At 51.4% G+C, this 21,732-nt stretch carries 19 protein-coding genes; 10 read left to right on the forward strand and 9 right to left on the reverse strand.

The genetic code is table 11. From position 1 onward, the window contains the following. Positions 1–40 precede the first annotated feature (40 nt). From A7K98_RS19355 to dalD, 3 genes are all read right to left on the reverse strand, one after another. On the reverse strand, positions 41–979 hold the full coding sequence (locus A7K98_RS19355) for a substrate-binding domain-containing protein (protein WP_087490601.1): 939 nt from the start codon (positions 977–979) through the stop codon (positions 41–43). A gap of 129 nt (positions 980–1,108) precedes the next feature. Next, complete coding sequence (gene xylB / locus A7K98_RS19360) at positions 1,109–2,578, reverse strand: xylulokinase (RefSeq protein ID WP_087490008.1); 1,470 nt, start codon at positions 2,576–2,578, stop codon at positions 1,109–1,111. Between the two features lie 11 nt (positions 2,579–2,589). Next, the gene (gene dalD / locus A7K98_RS19365) at positions 2,590–3,984 is read right to left on the reverse strand and encodes a D-arabinitol 4-dehydrogenase (RefSeq protein WP_407703090.1); all 1,395 of its coding nucleotides are present in this window, start codon (positions 3,982–3,984) and stop codon (positions 2,590–2,592) included. A gap of 192 nt (positions 3,985–4,176) precedes the next feature. On the opposite strand from dalD, the gene A7K98_RS19370 reads away from it, so the two are divergent. Further along, a complete protein-coding gene (locus A7K98_RS19370) occupies positions 4,177–5,139 on the forward strand; it encodes a sugar-binding transcriptional regulator (RefSeq protein ID WP_087490009.1) in 963 nt (320 codons plus the stop codon). A gap of 174 nt (positions 5,140–5,313) precedes the next feature. On the opposite strand, the gene A7K98_RS19375 is transcribed toward A7K98_RS19370, so the two are convergent. From A7K98_RS19375 to A7K98_RS19395, 5 genes are all read right to left on the reverse strand, one after another. Further along, positions 5,314–6,087, reverse strand: coding sequence for a D-glutamate cyclase family protein (locus A7K98_RS19375; protein ID WP_087490010.1), 774 nt, complete (start codon positions 6,085–6,087; stop codon positions 5,314–5,316). Further along, positions 6,087–7,415: an MFS transporter gene (locus A7K98_RS19380; RefSeq protein ID WP_087490011.1), complete on the reverse strand. Its 1,329-nt coding sequence runs from the start codon at positions 7,413–7,415 to the stop codon at positions 6,087–6,089. Before A7K98_RS19380 ends, A7K98_RS19375 begins: the two co-directional genes overlap by 1 nt. Positions 7,416–7,734: 319 nt before the next feature. Further along, on the reverse strand, positions 7,735–8,670 hold the full coding sequence (locus tag A7K98_RS19385) for a 5-oxoprolinase subunit C family protein (protein ID WP_087490012.1): 936 nt from the start codon (positions 8,668–8,670) through the stop codon (positions 7,735–7,737). Next, positions 8,660–9,388, reverse strand: a complete 729-nt coding sequence (gene pxpB, locus A7K98_RS19390) for a 5-oxoprolinase subunit PxpB (protein WP_087490013.1) — start codon at positions 9,386–9,388, stop codon at positions 8,660–8,662. The genes A7K98_RS19385 and pxpB overlap by 11 nt, the downstream gene beginning before the upstream one ends. A 61-nt stretch (positions 9,389–9,449) precedes the next feature. Beyond that, complete coding sequence (locus A7K98_RS19395) at positions 9,450–9,875, reverse strand: VOC family protein (RefSeq protein ID WP_038015570.1); 426 nt, start codon at positions 9,873–9,875, stop codon at positions 9,450–9,452. A 125-nt stretch (positions 9,876–10,000) separates the two neighbouring features. On the opposite strand from A7K98_RS19395, the gene A7K98_RS19400 reads away from it, so the two are divergent. Then, the gene (locus tag A7K98_RS19400) at positions 10,001–10,903 is read left to right on the forward strand and encodes a LysR family transcriptional regulator (protein ID WP_087490014.1); all 903 of its coding nucleotides are present in this window, start codon (positions 10,001–10,003) and stop codon (positions 10,901–10,903) included. 15 nt (positions 10,904–10,918) lie between these two features. Here the strand turns inward: A7K98_RS19400 and A7K98_RS19405 are convergent, their stop codons facing one another. Then, positions 10,919–11,821 carry a LysR family transcriptional regulator gene (locus A7K98_RS19405; protein ID WP_087490015.1) on the reverse strand — a complete coding sequence of 301 codons (903 nt, stop codon included), beginning with the start codon at positions 11,819–11,821 and terminating at the stop codon, positions 10,919–10,921. A gap of 397 nt (positions 11,822–12,218) precedes the next feature. Between A7K98_RS19405 and A7K98_RS19410 the strand changes: the two genes are divergently transcribed. The 8 genes from A7K98_RS19410 to hdcC all read left to right on the forward strand — a co-directional run bounded on the left by A7K98_RS19410 (position 12,219) and on the right by hdcC (position 21,722). Beyond that, complete coding sequence (locus A7K98_RS19410) at positions 12,219–12,899, forward strand: nucleoside recognition domain-containing protein (RefSeq protein ID WP_087490016.1); 681 nt, start codon at positions 12,219–12,221, stop codon at positions 12,897–12,899. After that, entirely contained in the window at positions 12,892–13,359 is a 468-nt protein-coding gene (locus tag A7K98_RS19415; protein WP_087490017.1) for a YjiG family protein, read from the forward strand. The genes A7K98_RS19410 and A7K98_RS19415 overlap by 8 nt, the downstream gene beginning before the upstream one ends. Positions 13,360–13,423: 64 nt before the next feature. Then, positions 13,424–14,530 (forward strand): M20 peptidase aminoacylase family protein, encoded by a 1,107-nt coding sequence (locus tag A7K98_RS19420; RefSeq protein ID WP_087490018.1) that lies wholly within the window; start codon positions 13,424–13,426, stop codon positions 14,528–14,530. Between the two features lie 166 nt (positions 14,531–14,696). After that, positions 14,697–16,040 (forward strand): glycoside hydrolase family 28 protein, encoded by a 1,344-nt coding sequence (locus A7K98_RS19425; RefSeq protein WP_087490019.1) that lies wholly within the window; start codon positions 14,697–14,699, stop codon positions 16,038–16,040. 84 nt (positions 16,041–16,124) lie between these two features. Continuing rightward, positions 16,125–16,679: a hypothetical protein gene (locus A7K98_RS19430; RefSeq protein WP_087490603.1), complete on the forward strand. Its 555-nt coding sequence runs from the start codon at positions 16,125–16,127 to the stop codon at positions 16,677–16,679. Positions 16,680–16,927: 248 nt separating this feature from the next. Next, positions 16,928–17,539 carry a methylthioribulose 1-phosphate dehydratase gene (locus A7K98_RS19435; RefSeq protein ID WP_087490020.1) on the forward strand — a complete coding sequence of 204 codons (612 nt, stop codon included), beginning with the start codon at positions 16,928–16,930 and terminating at the stop codon, positions 17,537–17,539. Positions 17,540–17,658: 119 nt separating this feature from the next. Continuing rightward, positions 17,659–19,971: a molybdopterin-dependent oxidoreductase gene (locus tag A7K98_RS19440; protein WP_087490021.1), complete on the forward strand. Its 2,313-nt coding sequence runs from the start codon at positions 17,659–17,661 to the stop codon at positions 19,969–19,971. Positions 19,972–20,375: 404 nt separating this feature from the next. Continuing rightward, complete coding sequence (gene hdcC / locus A7K98_RS19445) at positions 20,376–21,722, forward strand: histidine-histamine antiporter (protein ID WP_087490022.1); 1,347 nt, start codon at positions 20,376–20,378, stop codon at positions 21,720–21,722. The last annotated feature ends 10 nt before the right edge of the window (positions 21,723–21,732 follow it).

Genomic DNA, 21,732 nt, shown 5'->3' on the forward strand with positions numbered 1-21,732 from the left:
GCAACCAGCCTCTCCCATGTCTCCAGGGGAGAGGCTGTTATCAGAAAATCGAATCTTTTTTATAATATTTATCCACATTATCCTTGGTGATCAGAATAGACGGGATGTATACATAGTCAGGGAAATCTTTCTGCCCAGCCTGATATTTCTTAATGACATCCAGTGCCGTATTTGTCAGTAAATCTGGGTTATTTGATGCGGTCGCCTGTAAATCTCCGCGTTTAATGGCTTCCAGACCTTTTTTATAACCATCGTGGGAGAATACGCTAACATTTTGCAGTTTATTCGCCGCACGAAGAGAAAGAATTGCCCCTAACGCCATATCATCCATTTCACTGTACACACAGTTAATTTTATCGCCCTGAGCAACAATCATATCCTCCATGGCTTTCAGCCCCCCTTGCTGGTCCCAGTTACCCCAACCCTGGCTAAGGATCGTGAGTTGAGTATGGTTATATTTACGCAACTGAGCTTCGAGGACACCCCGCATAAAGTTATCCCGACGGGCTTCGCCCACCAGATTTCCCTGATTACCACTGATTAAAACGCAGTTCAGCGGTTTATCACCAAATTTGTCTACCGCATATTCACCAATCAAAATATTGTTTTTCACGTTGTTTGCCTGTACACGGGTAATCACCGGCGCATCCAAGGAAATATCACTGTCCAGGACTACGACGGGAACATTTTTCTGTTTGGCCATTTGTGTAATACGCAAACCAGCTTCAGGATCCTGCGGATTCAGAATTAAATAGTTGATCCCCTGAGAAAGCATATCTTCCACATCGGAGATTTGCTTATTCAGGTCACCACGTGCATCAGTAGTAATTAATTCATAACCATGTTCTTTGGCATGAATTTTCATATATTCGGTCAGCCCGTTAAAAAAGGCACCATTCAGCGTCCGGTTAGCGAAACCGACTTTAATACTATCCGCCGCATAAGAGGCTGACGAAACAGAAGCTATAACCAGTGCCATACTACAAACCAGCGTTTTTATTTTCATAATGCTTTCCTATACGTAGGGACAGAGCAGCCAGAGTTTCCTTAAACAGAGGACGCTACCGGCATCGGTTACATCAATCCCCCGCAATGCCAGGGGAAGGGGTTAAGCTAATATTTTTCTTGCCTCCGATTGCTGCTGATACATCAGCCGGAATGCTTTCAGACGTTTTTGCAGGTATTCCCAGTGGTCTGCCTGTGGCAAGAAACGTTGTTTCTCCGCCGGTTTGACGCACACCTGCGATTCGTCACCGCCATCGGCAAGCCAGGCCAGTCTGGCTGCACCTAATGCGCTCCCGGCTTCGCTGCCTTCATGGGTAATAATCGGCAGATTAAGGATATCCGCGATTAACTGAGCCCATTCAGCACTGCGGGCCCCGCCTCCAACCAGAGAACATTCGTTTAGTTCGGTACCTGCTTCGTTCAACACCCGTAAACCATCCGCCAGACCGAATGTAATACCCTCAATCACCGCATAACCGAGATGGGCGCGGGTAACGTCATGTGTCAGATAATGAAAAGATGCAGTTACCTGAGGATCGTTATGCGGAGTGCGTTCGCCAGACAGGTAGGGCAGAAAGATCGGAGCATTACGCCGTTGCTCCAGCGTCAGCCTGCCAACTTCTGCCATCAGGGTGGCTTCATCGCAACTAACAATCTGAGAGACCCAGCGCAGTGCGCTGGCCGCACTTAGCATCACGCTCATCTGGTGCCAACGTTGTGGTAAAGCATGACAGAAAGCATGTACCGCCGATTGCGGATTTGGCCGGTAGCACTCATTAACGGTAAATAACACTCCTGAGGTTCCTAGCGAAATAAAGGCGTCACCCGGCCTGACTGCTCCGATACCAACCGCACTGGCAGCATTGTCACCGCCACCACCAGCCACCACCAGCCCGGCGGGCAACTGCCATTCGGCGGCGACCCCGGGAGTCAGACGCCCGCCAGGCGCAGTGCCTTCCACTAACGCCGGCATCATTTCGCGGGTAAGATCGCAAGCCTGTAACAATTCATCTGACCAGTCACGTTTCGCCACATCCAGCCATAACGTGCCAGCTGAATCAGACATATCGCTGATGAATTCACCGGTCATCTGCCAGCGTAGATAATCTTTCGGCAGCAAAACATGCGCGATCCGTGCAAAAATATCCGGTTCATGACGGGCAACCCAGAGCAATTTTGGCGCGGTAAACCCAGGCATTGCCAGGTTACCGGCTATACGGTGCAGTGAAGGTGCTTTTGCCGTAAGTTGCTGGCATTGCTCCGCACTTCGCGTGTCGTTCCATAAAATACAGGGCCGTAAAACTTCGCCATGTTTATCCAGTAATACTGCACCGTGCATCTGACCGGATAAACCAATGGCTTTAATCGACGGCCAATGCCCCGCGGCTTTTTCGCGTAACTGACCCATCGCACGATGTAATGCCATCCACCAGCTTTGCGGGTCTTGTTCTGACCAGTGAGGATGCGGACGTTGAATGGTTAATTCTGCACCGGCAATGGCCACAATCTTCCCCTGTTCATCAATGACCAGGGTTTTTATTTCGGATGTTCCGACATCAATCCCAAGATACACAGCGCCTCCGGTCAGTGTGCTGCAGATGCCAGCAACGGTTTCAGTTGCGCAACCGTGTCACGCAGTAGTTGAGTAAAACCAGACTGTTTGGCCGCCAGTTCACCAAATAACGCCTCATTTGACGCGAAAAGACCCAGCGGATCTTCTGAATCAAACATCCGGTGTAATTCGTCGGCGTTCATGACCCCGTCCTGATACTGATAGGGCAGCTCACCACGATGCCAGCGCTGCATAAACAGGAAGAACAGTGCCGGCAGGACAGCCGTCGCACGCGGTATATCCCCTCTGGCATAACATTCCATCAGGGTCGGGGTAATAAAACCGGGGATTTTAGAGATACCATCTGCCGCCACGCGCTGGTTAGTATCCTGAATATAGGGATTACTAAACCGTGACAGGACAACATCGCGATAAACCTGCAGGTCGAGCGGGCTCGGTGACAGGCAGGGAATGACATCTTCGGTGACATAATTCCACGCCAACTGTTTGATGGCCTCAGTGCTGGTACTTTCATGAATATAGGACTGACCAATCAGTGTTCCTGCCCAGGCAATACAGCTATGGCTGGCATTCAGGATACGGATTTTAGCTTCTTCGAATGCCTGCACGGATTCCACCAGTTCGACATCCACATTCTCCAGTGCAGGTCGCCCGGCTATAAAATTATCTTCAATCACCCACTGGATAAAGGCTTCCCCCATCACCGGTTCGGCATCATGAATGCCAGTAACTTCCAGGACCCGCGGCGCAATATCCGGAGTCGGACGCGGTGTAATACGATCAACCATGGTATTCGGTGAGGTGGTATGTTTTTCTACCCAGTCATGTAACTGTTGCTGGCCGGACAGTGTCAGGAACGTCAGAAATCCTTGACGGAAACGTTCACCATTATGCCGCAGATTATCGCAACTCAGCAGCGTAACCGGTTCTCCTCCCGCCTGCAGCCGGCCGTTCAGGATACGTGTCAGGGCGCCATAAATAGTGCAGGCTCCACCGGCTAAATCGGCCTTTATATCCGCTTGCTGCGGGTCCAGCCGGTGTTCCGTATCCAGATAATAACCGCCTTCTGTCACCGTAAACGCAATCACTTTGGTGGCCGGCGACGCACCCTGGGCAATAAGTGCACTCAGTTGCGGGTCGTGAGGTAAAATTTTACGAATCGAGGTAATGGTTTCATAGTCGCGTACCCCTTCCGGAGTGACGGTTTCCAGGGTGTATTGACCCCCCTGTTGTTGTAGTGCGGCTAACAGCGCATCGGCATCATTACGGATATTCCCCAGTGCAATTGACCAGCGTTCATCCTGTTGTTGCAGTAAACGATGCAGATACCAGGCCTGATGTGCCCGGTGAAAAGAACCGGCTCCAAGATGCATCCAGACATTCGGTGTTGTAGTGATTGCAGACATAATCAGACTTCCTCAGAGGAATTAACATTTTGGGCAAATGTTTATGCTTCGAGTAATTATTTAAAATTAATATATTCGAACAATTGCCCTAAATATGAGCAATAAATCACATTTTTATTATTTTAAATCAGCCTGACGGGATTATCAGGCGCTATAGTAGTCATGAACACCCCAGGACACGATGGATGAATAATGGCGAAATCAAATAAAAAACATGAACTTGCAGCAAGAGCAGCGTGGATGTACTACGTAGGCGGACAAACCCAGCATCAGATTGCTGAGGTGCTCGGTGTCTCACGTCAGGTTGCACAACGACTGGTCGCCGCCGCCAGTGAGCTCGGGCTGGTAAGGGTTAATATCAATCACAATATTGCAGAATGTGCTTCACTGGCCACACAACTGGCAGAAAACTTTCAGCTGGTCCGCTGTCAGGTTGTTCCTTCTGCGGGACTGGATTCCGCCACCTTAAACCGGATGATAGCCGTGGCCGCAGCCGAAGAACTGGAACGGGTGATTAACCGTGAGCAGCCGCAAATTATCGCGTTAGGCTCCGGTCGCGCGCTTCGTGCTGCGATCAAACAACTGCCGGATTTACACTATCCTCAGCACAGTTGTCTGTCGCTGATTGGCGCTATCGCCTCGGATGGCTCCTGTACCCAATATGATGTCCCGCTTAGTATTGCGGAGAAGATCCATAGCAAATACTTTATCCTGCCAGCCCCTCTGTTTGCCGACAGTCCGGAAGATCGGGATATCTGGTGTAACCAGCGGATTTACAAGCTGATTTCCAGTAAAGCCAGCCAGGCTGATGTGGCTTTCCTGGGTATCGGGCAAATCAACTTTCAGTGTCCGCTGCATGCCGACGGCTTTATCGATAGCAGTGATGTACAGCGGCTGGTGTCGGCCGGGGCTGTCGCTGAAATGTTAGGTAATTTTATCGATCAGAACGGTCATCTGGTTGGTGATCTGCTGGACCTTCGCCGTACCAGCATTCCTCTGAAGCCCTGTCCACAAAATGAACGGATTGCCTTTGCCGGCGGCACTGAAAAGTTTCAGGCAATACAGGCCGTACTGCGGGGACGTTGGATTAACGGACTGGTGACCGACGAAGACACCGCACGACGGTTACTGTTTAACCATCCGACAGAAAGCTAATCGTCGGAGAGCTTAAGAGAACGGATAACGGTGTCGGGTCGTTCATTTTCCGGTATTTTCCGTGAAGTCACGTGGATGAATGGCAACAGCGCCTGTCAGACGCTGCCACCACGTTGTGACTGACTGTAGTGTTAAATGCCGTCCTCCCAAAATCCCGGGGGAGCGTTCTACCGGTCAGCCTTGTTGTAACGAGAAGAAATCCACGCTGTCATCCAGCACCAGCATATGGCCGGGATAATGGCTGCACATCCACTCCGGTTTCAGTGGTGGCAGTACAATCTGCGGGGTAACCCCGCAGGCCCAGAATACCGGAACATAACCTTCTTCCAGCCCCGGATAGACCCCAAAGTCTGGCGCAGTAATATCGCTAATCCCAATAGCTTCCGGAGACCCGTAATGAACAGGCATACCATGCCCTGAAGCGTAGCGGGCAGTCACTCCGGTCGCCACAGCAATTTTTGAGTGGTGTACCGGACGCATACTGACCGCCATAGGCCCGCCTATCTTCCCGGCAGTGACACAGGGAATATTGGTGATATAGACCGGAGGGGCCTGATGGCTGACAGGTATCCCTGCCCGACGAAGCGGACCATCAAAGGTATGGCTGCACCCCAACAGGAAGGTGACGGCATCATCCCGCCAGTGTTGTTTTAAATCATAAGGTTCATCGACCAGTTCTCCGTGGTGCCAGACCCGATAGCGTGGCAGCATACTACGCACGTCGAAACGGGTATTTCCGGCTGAGAGCAGATATTCACCTGGCTCACCCACTGCCAGCAATGGGCAGACCTTTGGATTACGAACACAGAACAGCAGCAGATCCCAGGCCTGTGCCGCAGGTACAATCACCAGGTTGGCCTGCTGGAAATCATCCAGTATTCCGGCCGTTGGTTGCCGCCACTCCCCGGCGGCGACCAGTTCACGCAGCTGTTGCGGAGTCGTCACCATTATTTTGACAGCTCCTCTTTATGGGTATCACGCATCCGCAGCAGTACCCACAATCCCGGCACAGCAGCGCAGGCCATAAAGATACCAGGCATAAACAACCAGCCTGTTTTTTCGATAAGCGCGGTTACCAGATAAGGGGTGATTCCGCCACCGAGAATAGCGCCAATGTTAATACTCAGGGCCATCCCGCTGTAACGGACACGGGTCGGAAACTGTTCCGCATAAGTCGGGTAGCCAACTGACTGGACAATCGGCATCGGCAGGCTGGCGATAAACATCGCAACGCATGCCAGCCAGTAGTTATGGTGCCCCATGACCGACATCATCGGCAGTACCAGCACTACATACCCAAGGAAGCCGATTTTCAGGACTTTGCTGCGGCCCAGTTTATCGGACAAACCACCCCAGAAAGGCATCATCGCCGCCATCGCCAGACTGATAAACGCCATCAGCCAGAACACCTGTTGCTTGTCATAACCCAGCCAGGTGGTCAGATAGATATTCATAAACACAATGCCAATCCAGTAGCCGGCATTCTGCCCAAAGGTCAGTACAATCACCCGCAGTAACGCGAAACGGTGCTCACGAATCATGGTGATAAACGGTGTATGTTCCGGTTTTTTGCCCTGACTGAACTCTTTAAAAGCCGGAGTTTCTTCTACCTGATGGCGCATCACCGCAGACAGGATCACCAGCGGTATGGTCAGCAGAAACGGTATACGCCATCCCCAGTGCTGTAACTGTGCGGCATCCACCATATGTAACAGGCATCCGCAGACAAACGCAGCCAGCGAGCCGCCGAGCGCAACGCCTACGGGGGTAAAGGAGCCGTAGAAACCTCGTTTACCCTGTGGAGCAGACTCTGCTACAAAAGCCGCTGCCCCTACAATTTCTGCTCCGGCAAAGAACCCCTGCGCCAGCCGCAACATAACCAGCATCACCGGTGCGGCAATTCCTATCGATGCAGTATCCGGTAATAAGCCGATTGCCGCTGTCGAACCGCCCATACCCAGAACAGTCAGCAGCAGGATTTTTCTACGTCCCAGACGGTCACCCATCCGGCCCAACAAAATACCGCCCAGAGGTCGAATCAGAAAAGCGCTGCCGAAAACAGCCAGGACTGATAATAATGCCGCTGCAGGGCTTGAGCCGGGGAAAAATAATGGCCCGATGACCGATGCCATAAAACCATAAATACCGAATTCATAATATTCGATTGCAGTTCCGGTCATTGCAGCGACCGCTGCACGCCTGGCCAGTAAATGACGGGCGGCACTCTGCTGGTGCACAGACGCCGGCACAAATTCCGCTTCAGTTTCATAGGACATGGTGGTATTGCCTCGCAGGTGAATTATTAACAGAACTGCCTAAACATGCGGCGTTCTTTTTTATTGTGTGGATATAACAAGCAACCCTGAGACCAATTCCGCCATTGATAGAAATTATTCGTCAGTCATTCTCCGATATAAAAATAAATGCGGATTAATGACATTGAATAATATTCATTCTCATTGATAGGTTAAAATAATAATAATTCTCCCGCCGGGAGTGGCAGTTAATTCAGAAAGGAATAAATAAAGAAGGAATATACCCCGGATATTTTCACCAAAATGATCCGGGCTCACCAAAAAAGTGCAAAGGGGTAAATCAACAGGCAGGGATTTTTTCCAGCCACTGCTGGCGTTGCCAGGAAAGCTGTTGTGCGGTATGTAATGATATTTGTTGGAAGTTGTATTGTGCGCCAGGTAACGATTGCGCCAGATACGGCAGATCGATAGCTGCAATATGTGCAATTTTCGGATAACCGCCCGTCGTCTGACTGTCAGCCATTAATATAATCGGCAATCCGTCAGCAGGTAACTGTACTGTTCCGCAACTCACCGCTTCTGAATAAATATTGGCCGGCTCCAGCAGTGAAAGCTTCTCCCCCTGCAGGCGATATCCCATGCGGTTAGAGTTTTGGCTTACCGTGAACTCACCGTTAATAAATTGCTTCTTCGCGGCTTCGGTTAATAAATTCCAGTGTTTTCCCGGAATAAAGCGCAATGTTTGCTGAGGTTGCGGGAAGATATCCGGCATACCAAACGGTGCGCGTAACCGACTGATATTGTGCAGCGGCCAGCGAAAACTCAGCCTGTCACCTTTTTGCAAATTACGTCCTGAATAGCCGCCAAATGTCCCGGCAAGGCAGGTACTCTGGCTACCCATAACCTCCGGCTGCGCAAATCCGCCTTTGACCGCCAGGTAACAACGCGCCCCTTTACGCCGCGCGCCGAAGCTCAATGTCGCGCCCGCCGGCACACTCAGTGGGCGTAGCATTTCAACCGGTTCACCATCCAGTGTCGGGGAAAGGTCTGCCCCTGTCAGTGCAATCACGGCACGCCGCAGGAAGCGCAGTTTCGGTCCCTGCAATGTCATCTCGAGTGTGGCAGGATCATCACTGTTACCTACCAACCTGTTTGCCAGTTGATGAGAAAACAGATCCATCACTCCACAGACCGGAACCCCGAACTGCTGCCAGCGATAACGGCCGCTGTCGTATAACGCACTCGCCAGCCCGGGATGTAAGATTTCAATGGCCATGCTGTGCCTCCTGTTGCAGCTTATCAAACTTTTTACGACTGATAGCCGAGAATCGCACTCTGTCTCCCGCCTGCAACAGACAGGGAGTCGAATGATGGGCACGAAACATCAGTAGCGGGGTACGGCCAATCAGGTTCCAGCCACCAGGGCTCTGCTGCGGATAAATCACGCTTTGCCGGTTAGCAATGCCAATGGCTCCCTGCGGCACACTCAGACGAGGTGTAGACCGGCGTGGCATAGCAAAACAAGGATCCAGCATCCCGAGATAAGGGTGTCCTGGCAGGAAACCTATCATCATTACATCCACGGCAACTGACTGATGACGTTCAATCACCTGTTTTTGGGTTAAACCACAATGGTCAGCAATTTCCGGCAGGTCAGGAGCAAATTCAGAATGGTAACAGACAGGGATCACCACTTCCCGTGGCGTATGTCTGCTGGCAGGCCGCCAGCTGTTAAGCAAAATTTCCAGCCGGTTATACATCTGGCTGTAAGGTGAGAGTTGACTGTCCTGCGCCCATAGCAAACCGGGCTGATAATAGATCCCCAGTGTTGAGACTCCGGGCACAATGTCGGTGACACCAGGCAAAGCCTGTGATGTCAGCCAGGCAGCCAGTTGACTGGTCAGCCGCCACGGGGTTTCCGGAACATCCAGGGTGACTATCAGGCAATCTTCTCCCGACGGGTCACAGCGCCAGCGTAGCGCAGAATACGACATTATTGACTCCACAAAGATGCCGGGAGAAGGCTCCCGGCAGACACCCACTGACCGTTTATAATTATTTTGCGAACAGTTGAGACATATCTTTAAACGCTTTGAATTCCAGGGCGTTACCGCATGGATCCAGCAGGAACATAGTCGCCTGCTCACCTACCTGGCCTTTAAAACGAACATAAGGTTCGATCACGAATTTGGTGTTGAAATCGCGCAGACGGGCAGCCAGACTTTCCCACTCATCCCAGCTCAGGACAATCCCGAAATGAGGAACCGGCACATCATGACCGTCTACCGGATTGGTGTGTGCAGATTCCTGGGTAGCAGTGCGCGGATGCTCATGAATCACCAGCTGGTGACCATAAAAGTCAAAATCGACCCACTGGGTACTTGAACGGCCTTCAGACAGACCAAAGACTTCGCCATAGAAGTGACGGGCTGCAGGTAAATCATAAACCGGGATTGCGAGGTGAAAAGGACTTAGTGCCATAATTATATCTCCGACTGCTCAGTATTAGCTCAAGGGTGAGATGCCATTTTTATTGATATATTTTTTGTTGAAAAGCGAATATTATTAGTTTCAATCAACAATTATTTTGATGAGTGGTAATCCTGATGCTAAGAGAACTCAAAACCTTTGTTGCAGTCACTCAGTACGGGACCTTTGCCGCTGCCGGACAACGCATTGGCCTGACACAATCTGCGGTCAGCGCCCAGATGCGAATTCTGGAAAATGCCCTTGGTGTTCAGTTATTTGACCGCTCCGGACGCAGTGTTATGCTGAGCGCAGCCGGTAACCGCATTCTGCCGATGGCCGAAGAAATCCTCGGTATTTTTGCCCGCATGTCTCAACCGAATAATGTCAGCGAGTATCGCGGAGTCGTCAAAATTGGCGCCATTTCGACCATTCAGTCCGGGCTGCTGCCCGAGGTTCTGGTCGATATTCAGCAAATTGCCCCCTATCTTGAAACCCGGCTGATGCCTGGTGTCTCGTTTAATCTGTTGTCGATGGTAGAAACCGGTGACGTTGATCTGGCTATTACCATAAAGCCTTCATTCAGCCTGGCCAAAGAACTGTGGTGTGAAACTCTGCTACGGGAACCCTATGTGCTGATTGTGCCTGAAGGGATTGAAGGTGACGATGCCAGAACACTGCTACGCGAACAACCTTTCGTTCGTTACGACCGTACCTCATTTGGTGGGCGACTGGTGAGTCAGTTTCTCCGGGAACAACGGCTGGAGCCACGACAAATTCTTGAACTGGATGAAATTGAGGCCATTGTCCGGATGGTCGAAAATCGTCTGGGAGTCGCACTGGTTCCGCTTTCCGGCCAGTGGCTAAACCGAAATGCCAATGTCCGAATTGTTCCGCTGCAATCCAGAACCTTCTTTCGTGAACTGATCATTGTCATGCGCCATGCCAACCGCCGTTCTTCACTGCATATGATGCTCACCCAATGTTTGTTATCCGGAGCAAAAAGGCTGGAAAGCCACTGGCCACACCCGGAGGCTGAGTGATATTTGGTAACCCCTTCAGGGCTGAATATCGGTGAAATAGTTACGCAGTAACTGCCACATATGTTGGGCCGCAGGAGTGAATCTACGGTCAGAGTTACGTAACAGATGGCACTGTGATTCACGGGCAATAGGGTGGTCTATCGGAATCGCCACCAGCTTACCGGCCGAAATCATCTGTCCGGCAGCTCTGGCCGACATACAGGAAATACCTAACCCTGCCACACTGAGCTCCATCGCGGTTGAAAATAAATTACAACGGTAGGCCGGAGTAAATATTAGCCCGCAACTGCGAAACATCGCATTCATATAACGCTGCAGGCCAAACTGTTCGGTCAACGCTATCAGCCGCTGCTCCGCCAGTGTTTCAATGGTAATAGTTTGCTCGCCACTCAGCGGATGCTCTGGCGACATGACCGCGCATACCGGCCCCCAGCCAAAGCTGTGCCGTTTCACTTCCGGACTGCCGATGGGTCCGAAAGCCATTGCCATATCTGTTTCACTGCGGATGACCGCATTCAGCATCTCCTGCATGCTGGCCACCGTAATTTCAACAAATACCTGCGGATAAGATTTAGAAAAATGGGTCACAATTTCATGAATAAAAGTCGCAACCAGCCCACCGCCGATCCGGATGGATACACTACCTCCCTGCATATGGCGCAGATCTTTCAGGTGCCCTTCCAGTTTCAGCCGGCGCTGGCGGCTTTCAAAAAAGTCCTCAGCCAGCAAGCGCCCTGCTTCGGTCAACACCACATTACGCCCACGACGCTCCAGAAGCGGTAACTGTAAATCACGTTCCAGTTGTGCAATTTGCCGGCTGATGACCGACGGGTTAATTCCCAGAATGTCAGCGGCGCGACGGATACCTCCCTGAATACCGACCTCATACAGGTAACTCATTGGCTTTTCATGAAACATTTGCGGAGGATCCGGAGTAAGTGTTGACCTGTGAGCAACAATATCACTGTTTATCTGATATTTATATTCTTATAACGCTTTTAGATAATCGGACTGAATAACGGCAGGTGAAAGACGTAAAAATTCGCTTTTTTCATTGCACCATAATAGCGCCACTGCACCAATATAATGCCGGTTATTTATTGATAACATAATTGATACAACTAATTCTGTGCGGTCAGTTGTAAATTTATACCAATATAAACAATCTCCCGGACAGATATTTGTTATCAGTAAGTTTTATCTTTATTAGCAGGCACAATAACTGCTAACACTCTATTTTGTGGACAGACAAAATAAAGCCCGGCCTCTTCCAACACCAGGGAAATAACCGACTGAAATATCACAGAGAATAATTATGAGCGATAACAACATTACCAAACCAACACCGGCGGAGGATGAAACCGCCCTGAAAGTCACTCCCGGGGCATGGATTGCACTGATAGCTGTACTGCTGGTTTTTTCCGGCCTGTTTTTTAAGGTCAAAGGGATGGACTGGCTCGGAGCTTTTGATTTTACAACGCTTGGCGGTGCCTTCGGCACCATGAAATCCGCAGGCGGCACCTTTGTCGGCAGTGGCGGTTTCGGTGCTAAAGCTGGCTTCCTGTTTGCCCTGTCACTGGTCCCAACCGTGATGCTGGCGCTCGGATTGCTGGAAATATTCACCCATTATGGCGCGATCCGTGCTGCCCATAAATTGCTGACACCGCTTCTGAAACCGTTACTGGGCCTGCCTGGCTATACCGGACTTGCGCTAATCACCGACCTGCAAAGTACAGACGCCGGAGCAGCATTGAGCAAGGAGTTGTACGATAGCAAACGGATTACCCGTAAGCATGTCGTTATCATGGGTGCCTGGCAGTATTCCGGTGCAGGACTGATAAATAATTATTTTGCGATTGGTTCAGCACTGTTTGCCTCGTTAACCACTCCGCTTATCGTGCCACTACTGCTGATGTTTGTACTCAAATTTGTCGGCGCAGGGCTGGTCAGACTGGCCTTAAACACGGTTTATAAAAAGGATTTCATCAATGAGTAATCAGCTCAATACCCGCGCAAACCCGTTCGACATTTTTGTGATTGGTGCCCGTAAAGGGTTCAATATTGCTATCAATAATCTGATGCCAAACGTGGTCATGGCCTACGTGATTGCCGAAATGCTTAATCTGCTGGGAGTGATGCAGCTTATTGGTCATGTTTTCGCGCCGGTCATGGGAGTTTTTGGTCTGCCTGGTGAAGCGGTCACAGTGTTACTGACCGCCTGGCTCTCCTCTTCTGCCGGTACCGGGGTTGCAGTCAGCCTGCTGACGAAAGGCACCCTCGATCCTGCTCAAATCACCATTTTAATTCCGGCTATTTTCCTGATGGGCGCTCAGTTGCAGTACATGGGTCGGCTGTTGGGTGTGGCGGATGTGCCGAAAAAATACTGGCCGTTGCTGATGCTGACAAGCATCGTCAATGCTGTGATTTCCATGCTGATTATGCGTTTTATTGCCTGAAACACACCACGCGTTCCCGGCGGGAGTTACAGGCCGTCGGGCAGAAAAGGTCAAGGAGTGAAGTATGTCACGCACTTTAGAGCACTTTAACGTGCTGCACGAGATTCCCGAATTAGGTTTTGAAGAGTTCAAAACCTCAGCTTACATTGCTTCGGCACTGGAAGCTGCCGGATTTAAAGTTACCCGCAACTTTAACGGTACCACCGGTATCATTGCCGAACTGGACAGCGGTAAGCCAGGCCCGGTATTAGCTTTGCGCGCCGATATGGATGCGCTGGGGCACATTATTGACGGGCAACATGTCGCCCGCCATACCTGTGGGCACGATGGCCACTCCTCGGTGGTTCTGACCGCCGCAGAAGAGACACTGCGCGAAGGCCTGGTAAAAAAAGGCCGTTTAAAAATATTGTTCCAGCCTGCGGAAGAACTGGGAACCGGAGCCATAGCGCTGGTCGAAGGCGGAGCGCTGGATGATGTGGATATGCTGCTCGGTTTCCACCTGCGTCCTCTGGAAGAGTGTTCTATGGGCCAGGCCGTCGCGGCGATGTACTATTCGGCCTCTGCCACCGTAGAAGCGGTATTTACCGGCAAAGCTGCTCATGCTGCGCGTCCACACCTTGGCGTGAATGCTCTGGATGCTGCGGTCCAGGCAGTACAGGCGGTAAATACCATCCACCTCTCCCCTTCTCTGACCTTCAGTGCCAAGGCAACTCGTTTCCTGTGTGATGCAGGGGTGACCAATTCAATCCCTTCTGAAGCCACAGTCTGCTGGGACTTACGTTCTGCAGAAAACGCTCCGATGACCGAGCTGAAGCAGAAAGTGACCGCTGCCTTGCAGGGAAGTGCTGCCGCACTGGGCGCCACTGTCGACATCAAAATTCTCAAGGAGATGCCGGCAGCGATTATTGATGATAAAGCCACCCAAATCATCAGCCAGGCTATTCGGGAGAACCTGGGAGAAGAAGCTCTGTTACCTGCCCGGGCAACCCCTGGCAGCGAAGATTTCTTCCACTACCTGCGTCTTTGCCCACAGGTGAAAGGCGGCTTCTGGGGACTGGGATGTAATCTGGCTCCTGGCCTGCACCACCCGGAAATGCACTTTGATCGCGATGCTCTGGCGATTGGGGTAAAAATCTTCAAATCCTGCGTACAGCAGGTGCTTGGCGAATAATCTTTTCGGCCTCCTGACCGCAGGAGGCCTTCGTTTCTGCTGAACATTTTGTTGCATAACTCCCTCCGTATCCACATTCCGTAACCTTAATGACCGGGTCACCTCATCACCGGGCTGTTTATTATTAGCCCTTGTGCTTTTTTACCATTTTCTTCAGGGATAACTTATGCCATTTGCAAAAGCCACTGCTCATCTTCTGGTACCACTCAGCCTGGTAAGTGCCGCATTATTCGGTTGCTCTGGTGCACAGGCGGCCGGTCAGCCCTGCTCCCTGACACTCTCTTCCGATAGCCAGCCTGTCACCGGGGTGTTGCAGCAAGCCATCGACCAATGCAGTTTGCAGGGAGGAGGAACAGTTACGCTGCCTGCCGGAGTATGGATCAGCGGACCACTGCAACTAAAAAGCCATGTGACATTACATTTAGCCGCGAACAGTGTTCTGCAATCCACCGGCCGCCCGTCGGATTTTACGCCGGCATTTATCAGCCAGCAGTTACGGCCCCGTGAAGCATTAATCATCGCCAGCCATGTCAGCGATATCGGGTTGACCGGACCAGGTACACTGGACGGACAAGGGCAGCGTGGATGGTGGCCTGTCGCCACTGAGGCACGTAATCATCTGAAACAAGGAGACAGTCAGTGGTTTAGCCAGCACTGGCCCGGTATTCCTGCAGCTAACGGTATGCCACGGCCCTGGCTGATTGAATTTGATCATGTTCAGGGGGCCAGAATTAACCAGTTGCGGGTCATCAACTCGCCAATGTGGAATGTTGTACTGCGTAACAGCAAAAATATTGTCATGACTAACAGCTCAGTGACTAACCCACCTGACTCTCCGAACACCGATGGGGTAGATATCGTGTCATCACAGAATGTGACCTTACGCCATCTGACGCTCTCGACCGGAGATGATGATATTTCGGTGAAATCCGGGCTGGCAGGTACCGGAGAAGCCGCAGCCAGCAGTAATATTACGATCAGCGATATTGACGTACTGCGCGGCCACGGTATTTCTGTGGGCAGTGAAACGGCCAACGGAATTGGTCGTATTACTCTGCACAACCTGACATTTACGGGCACGGATAATGGCCTGCGCATTAAATCCGGACGTGACCGGGGCAACTGTATTGGTCCGCTAATCGCAGATCATCTGAAGATGAGTGATGTCCATGTCCCACTGGTGATCACTGACAGTTATGGCGGGAATGGTGGCTATTCCGCTGACAGTATCAGTGCCATCAGCCCCAAACCGGTGACTCGCTACACACCGTTTATTCACGATATCTCAGTCAACCATCTTACGGCGACAGGGGCAGACAGCGCCGGAATAATCAGTGGGTTACCGGAAGCTCTGTTGAAAAATATCAGCCTGAAAAATATCAAAATCTCTGCACACCATGGGCTACAGAGCCGTTATGTTGAGGGCATACGCAGTCACGTTGATGTCACAACGTTGCCGCATGTGCTGCCCTGGCAACAAGGGCCGGAGAGCCACTGGACAGCCAGCTAACCACAGAGTACGTTTAAGCCCCGTCCGGATGACCTCTTCCGGGCGGGGTTCTGTGCCCTGCGGGCTTTCCGGGAGAAAATGATTATGCAATATTCTGATCGATTGTTACCGCAGTATCAGTTTCGCGAACAACATCAACTCCGAATCCCAGCCAGCGCACAACGTGTGATTAACGCAGCTGAAGCTTATCGCCCTGAACAGGACCCGTTTTTCCGGAAAATGATTGGACTGCGGGAATGGCCACAACGGCTACTGGAACGTCTGGGGCGTCGCCCGCCATCAGGTCAGCCCCCTTTTAGCATGGACAATTTCACACTGCTGGAACGCTCCGATAATTGCCAACTGGCTTACGGGTTAATGGGCAAATTCTGGGAAGCAGGCTACGGCTTAACTCCCGTCGAAGATATCGACTTTTTCACTCATACCCGCCAGCCTGGTACCGCCCGGCTATTACTGACTTTCCAGGCCCGGCAAATCGATGCACAGACCAGTGAACTTATCACTGAAACCCGGGTGTTTTGTCCGGATTCCGCCAGTCTGAAGGCATTTACCCCCTACTGGTATCTGATTCGTCCGGTGAGTGGGATGATCCGCCGTCGTATGCTGTCGGCCATCGCCCGAAATGTGTCCGGCGGGTGATCCCGCTTTCAGATAGTCAGATGAAGTTTTACTGCTGACGGACACCAGCCTTTTATACGATATTCCTGCCAGACCCCTCACCTGCAAAATTATGTTCTGATCCGTGTCAGCCGTTGTGCATCCTGGCCTGCGCAGACAACCATTGCTCACCCGACAGCGCAGTGATAACATCGAATCAGCCATTTAGATGGCTAAAACCTGCAAGAAAATTTCCATCCAACACTGAACAACGCGTAAAAGGAATCGGTATGTGGCAACAACGACTGGCGGATTTAGTTACCGCCTGCCATTGGATCGGCAGTAAAGGCTGGGCGCCAGCAACCGGTGGTAATATGTCGATCCGTCAGGACAGCCAATGGTGCTGGCTGAGTGAATCCGGCCGCGATAAAGGCTCGCTGACCACAGACGATTTTCTGCAGGTTGATATTGCCACTCAACAGGTGCCCTCCGGGCGTACACCGTCAGCGGAAACAGGCCTGCATACCCTGATTTATCGTTTGTTTCCGGAAGCCAGTGTGGTTCTGCATGTCCATACCTCGAATGCCACTGTATTGTCGCGCATCGAAACCGGCCCGCAACTCAATCTGTCTGGTTATGAAATGCAGAAAACCCTTAGCGGGCAGACCAGCCACCTGGATACCGTACCCATTGCCATATTTGACAACGATCAGGATATCGCGGCACTGACCGACAGAATCGAACAGTGGTCAGCCACCAACCCGCTGAAATATGGCTTCCTGCTGCGCGGTCACGGGCTGACCTGCTGGGGCAGAGATATCAGCGAAGCCCGGCGCCAGCTGGAAGGTCTGGAGTTTTTATTTGAATGCGAGCTGAAACGCCGGCTATATCAGCGCGATTAATTCCCCGGTGAAAGGTCATCAGGGTGCTCTTTCAGAAGAGTCACCTGCGCCACTCACTTTTTATACGTTTCCCTGAACCGGGGAGCACAAATTTTCACCGATATGACAGGCAGTGACTGATGAAAACAGCAAACAATCTTACCAGTACCCACTGGGGGACTTACCATGTGGAAACAGCGGATGATAAAATCGCTGCTATGACGCCGGTAGCCTGGGATAAAAACCCGTCACGAATTGGTCAGTCAATGCCAGAGGCTGTTACCGGCAATACCCGTATCCGCCGCCCCGCTGTACGACTGGGTTACCTGAAAAACGGGCCAGCCTCTCGTGAAGGACGAGGCAAAGAGCCGTTTGTGGAAGTCAGCTGGGAGCAGGCTCTCGACCTGGTCGCCCGCGAGATGCAATCGGTAAAGCAACGCCATGGCAACGAGGCCATTTATGGCGGCTCTTACGGCTGGGGCAGTGCCGGGCGTTTTCATCACGTCCAGAGCCAGCTACACCGGTTCCTTAAAGGGTTCGGTGGTTATACTGCCAGTACGAATACCTACAGCAGTGCCGCCGGAGAGCGTATCCTGCCGCATATTATCGGCCCACTCAGCCCACTGCATACTCTGCATACCCACTTTTCAGTACTGGCAGAACACTGCGAAGTGTTTGTGGCAATTGGCGGCCTGCCACTAAGAAACTCACAGGTTAATGTCGGTGGTGCCAGTGACCATATGTTGAAACACTGGCTGGAAACTCTGCAGGCTAACGGGGTCAAATTTATCAACGTCAGCCCGGTCAAAAATGACCTGAGTGCTGTAAGTAATGCGCAGTGGCTGCCGGTCAAACCCGGCACGGATACCGCCCTGTTGCTGGCGCTGTGCCAGACCTTAATCAGCGAAAATCTGCATGATACGGCGTTTATTGCCAGCCATACTGTCGGCTTCGAACCGTTACGTCAGTATCTGTCGGGTGAAACCGACGGAGTAGTTAAAAGCGCGGAGTGGGCTGCCCCTATCACCGGATTGGCGGCAGAGCAGATTACCGGGCTTGCCCGCACTCTCGCCGGTCACCGCAGTATGGTGAATATTTCATGGTCATTGCAGCGTTCTCGCCAGGGTGAGCAGGCTTACTGGGCCACTGTGGCATTAACTGCACTGCTGGGCCAGATAGGCACCCCGGGCGGTGGGCTGGCGTTTGGTTATGCCTGTACCAATCTGGCCGGTGCTGACCGGGTCGCATTTTCCGGGCCGCGTCTGCCTGCCGGGGAAAATAAGGTTAACACTATTATCCCTGTCGCCAGGCTGTCGGATATGCTGCTGAATCCCAGAGGCGACTATCAGTTTGATGGTAAGGACTGTCGCTACCCGGATATCCGGATGGTTTACTGGGCCGGAGGGAATGCATTCCACCATCACCAGGATCTTAACCGGCTGGTCGATGCATGGCGGCAACCAGAGACAGTGGTGGTTCATGAACAGTACTGGACTGCCCAGGCGAAATTCTCCGATATCGTACTCCCTGCCACCACTGTGCTTGAGCGCAATGATATCGGCAGTGGCAGCCACGATGGTTTTATGGTCGCTATGCGTCAGCATATTCCCCCGGTGGGTGATGCGCGCGATGATTACGCCATTTTCTGTTCTTTGGCAGAGCGCCTTAACTTTGCCGACGTCTTTACCGAAGGGCGTAACCCAGAACAATGGCTAAAGCATATTTATGAAGAATCCCGCCCACGCGCTGAACTGGATGGTATTAATCTGCCGCAGTTTGATGATTTCTGGGAGCTTGGCAAGCTGGAATTTGATCGCCCGGCAAGCCCGCAGATATTCTTATCAGCATTCCGCGCTGACCCTCAGCAAAATCCGCTGACGACGCCATCCGGTAAAATTGAACTGTTTTCTGAAACCGTGGCCGGATTTGGGTATCGTGAATGCCCGGGATATCCATTCTGGGATACTCAGGAACATGATTATCAGCAGCAACAGGCGGCACAATGGCCACTGCATTTACTTTCCAGCCAGCCCAGAACCCGACTACACAGTCAGTATGATCATGGCAGCGTCAGTCGCCAGACCAAGATTCAGGGCCGGGAACCTTTATGGATGCACCCTGAGGATGCGGCAGCACGCGGTATCAGTGAAGGATCAGTGGTCAGAGTGTTTAACCAGCGTGGCGCCATTCTGGCAGGAGTTCATCTGAGTGATCAGATCCGTCAGGGTGTGGTGCAGATCTCGACCGGAGCCTGGTATGATCCGCAAGATCCGTCAGTTCCGGGATCGTTGGATAAACACGGTAATCCTAATGTGCTGACAGAAGATCGTGGCAGCTCGCGTCTGGGACAAGGATGCAGTGCTCAAAGCTGTAAAGTCGAGATAGAACGCTGGCAGCAACCCGTTCCGGAAATCACTGCATTTTCGCCACCGGAATTTGTTGAGATAAATTAACCGTCCGTGGATATGATATTCTGCAATAGCAGATATCATATCCACTATTATTCAGCAACCACGCAGATAACACTCCCACCTAAATATAAATCACCCGATAATTTAATCAGCACGGCATTAAAAATATTAATTATTTACCACTACCTCTCCACAACAAATAACTCAAAGTGAAGTTATAAATAATATTTATCTGTATGAAATTTCTGAAATCCATTTATTTAAAATAAACAGGGACAGAGTCAATTTCCGCTTTTTTTAGTTTTTACCAGACCAATAATTATCTGAGAAACACGGATAATTATCACAATATGATTGTGATCAAAAAAACCACCTCTCCTCCCTCTAAAATATTTTTTAAAACAACCTGAAAATCGACTCAACATTTCACTATAGGAAATTCTATTATGGGGACGGTAAGTAAAAGCTCCGCTCATAAAATGGGCGTCGTGGCACTCACCTTAGTGACTGCATCAAATATGATGGGTTCCGGGGTATTTATGCTACCCACTAACCTGGCTGGCGTTGGTTATATTTCACTGTGGGGATGGTTACTGACGATTGTCGGCGTCATCGCGCTGGCGCTGGTGTTTGCCAAAACCAGCCTGCTGACCCCGCGCAACGGAGGAATTGTCGCTTATGCCAGCGATGCTTTCGGCCCGTTTATTGGCTTTCAGACCACACTCTGCTACTGGATAAGCGCCTGGGTAGGAAATGTAGCACTGCTGGTTGCCGGGGTCGGCTATCTGAGCTACTTCTTCCCTGAACTGCGAAATCCAACCTACGGTTGTATCGCGGCCATTGTGATTCTGTGGGCGTTTGTGGTACTGGCAAGCTTTGGTGCCAGAGTCGCTGGCCGGGCACAGTCCTTCACCGCCAGTTGTATGCTGGTTGTGGTGTTGGGTGTCGGGGTAGTCGGCTGGTTCTGGTTCGACCCGCACATGTTCAGCCAGGTGTACAACGGTACCGGAAAAAGCAACAGCTCAGCCATTATCTCTGCGTCCTCCATTGCCTTGTGGGGTTTCCTCGGGGTTGAATCAGCAGTAGTTTCCAGCGGACAAGTGGATAACCCGGAAAAAACCGTCCCTAAAGCCACTGTTTATGGCCTGCTGATTGCCTCCGTCTGCTATGTCGGTAGTTGCAGCGTCATTATGGGGCTGGTCCCGCATGAAGAACTGATTAAATCCGCAGCACCATTTGCCGATGCCGCCCGATATATGTTCGGCGATATGGCAGGCAACATTGCCTCTGCTCTGAGTATTATCGCCTGCTTTGGTTCGATTTCCGGTTGGTTAATCCTGCAGTCAGAAGGCCCGCGCGCTGGTGCCCGCCAGGGACTGTTCCCGAAATTCTTCTCGGATACCAATAAACAGGATGTCCCGATGAAAAGCCTGATTTTCACCGGGGTACTGATGAGTCTGGTATTAATGCTGACCGCCTCGCCGGATCTGGCACGCCAGTTCCAGGTAGTCATTCTTATGTCGGTTTTCGCTTCGCTGCTGCCTTATATGTATGCCCTGATTTCTCTGCCAATCATCATGATTTCTAAAAAGATCAATCGCGGCAGAACCTTTATGTTCTACAGCGTGCTGACCGTGATTGGGATTGTCTACAGTATTTTCGCCCTGCTGGGTGCCGGTACAGATTCAATGTTCTGGGGCGTTGTCATGATGATGGTCACTATCCCCTTATATTCATTTGTTGCGGCCGGCAGAAATAAACAAGGCCAGGACATTCTCTATCTCGATAAATAACCCACATTAC

It is taken from the genome of Tatumella citrea (genome assembly GCF_002163585.1).
Taxonomy (GTDB): Bacteria; Pseudomonadota; Gammaproteobacteria; order Enterobacterales; family Enterobacteriaceae; genus Tatumella; species Tatumella citrea.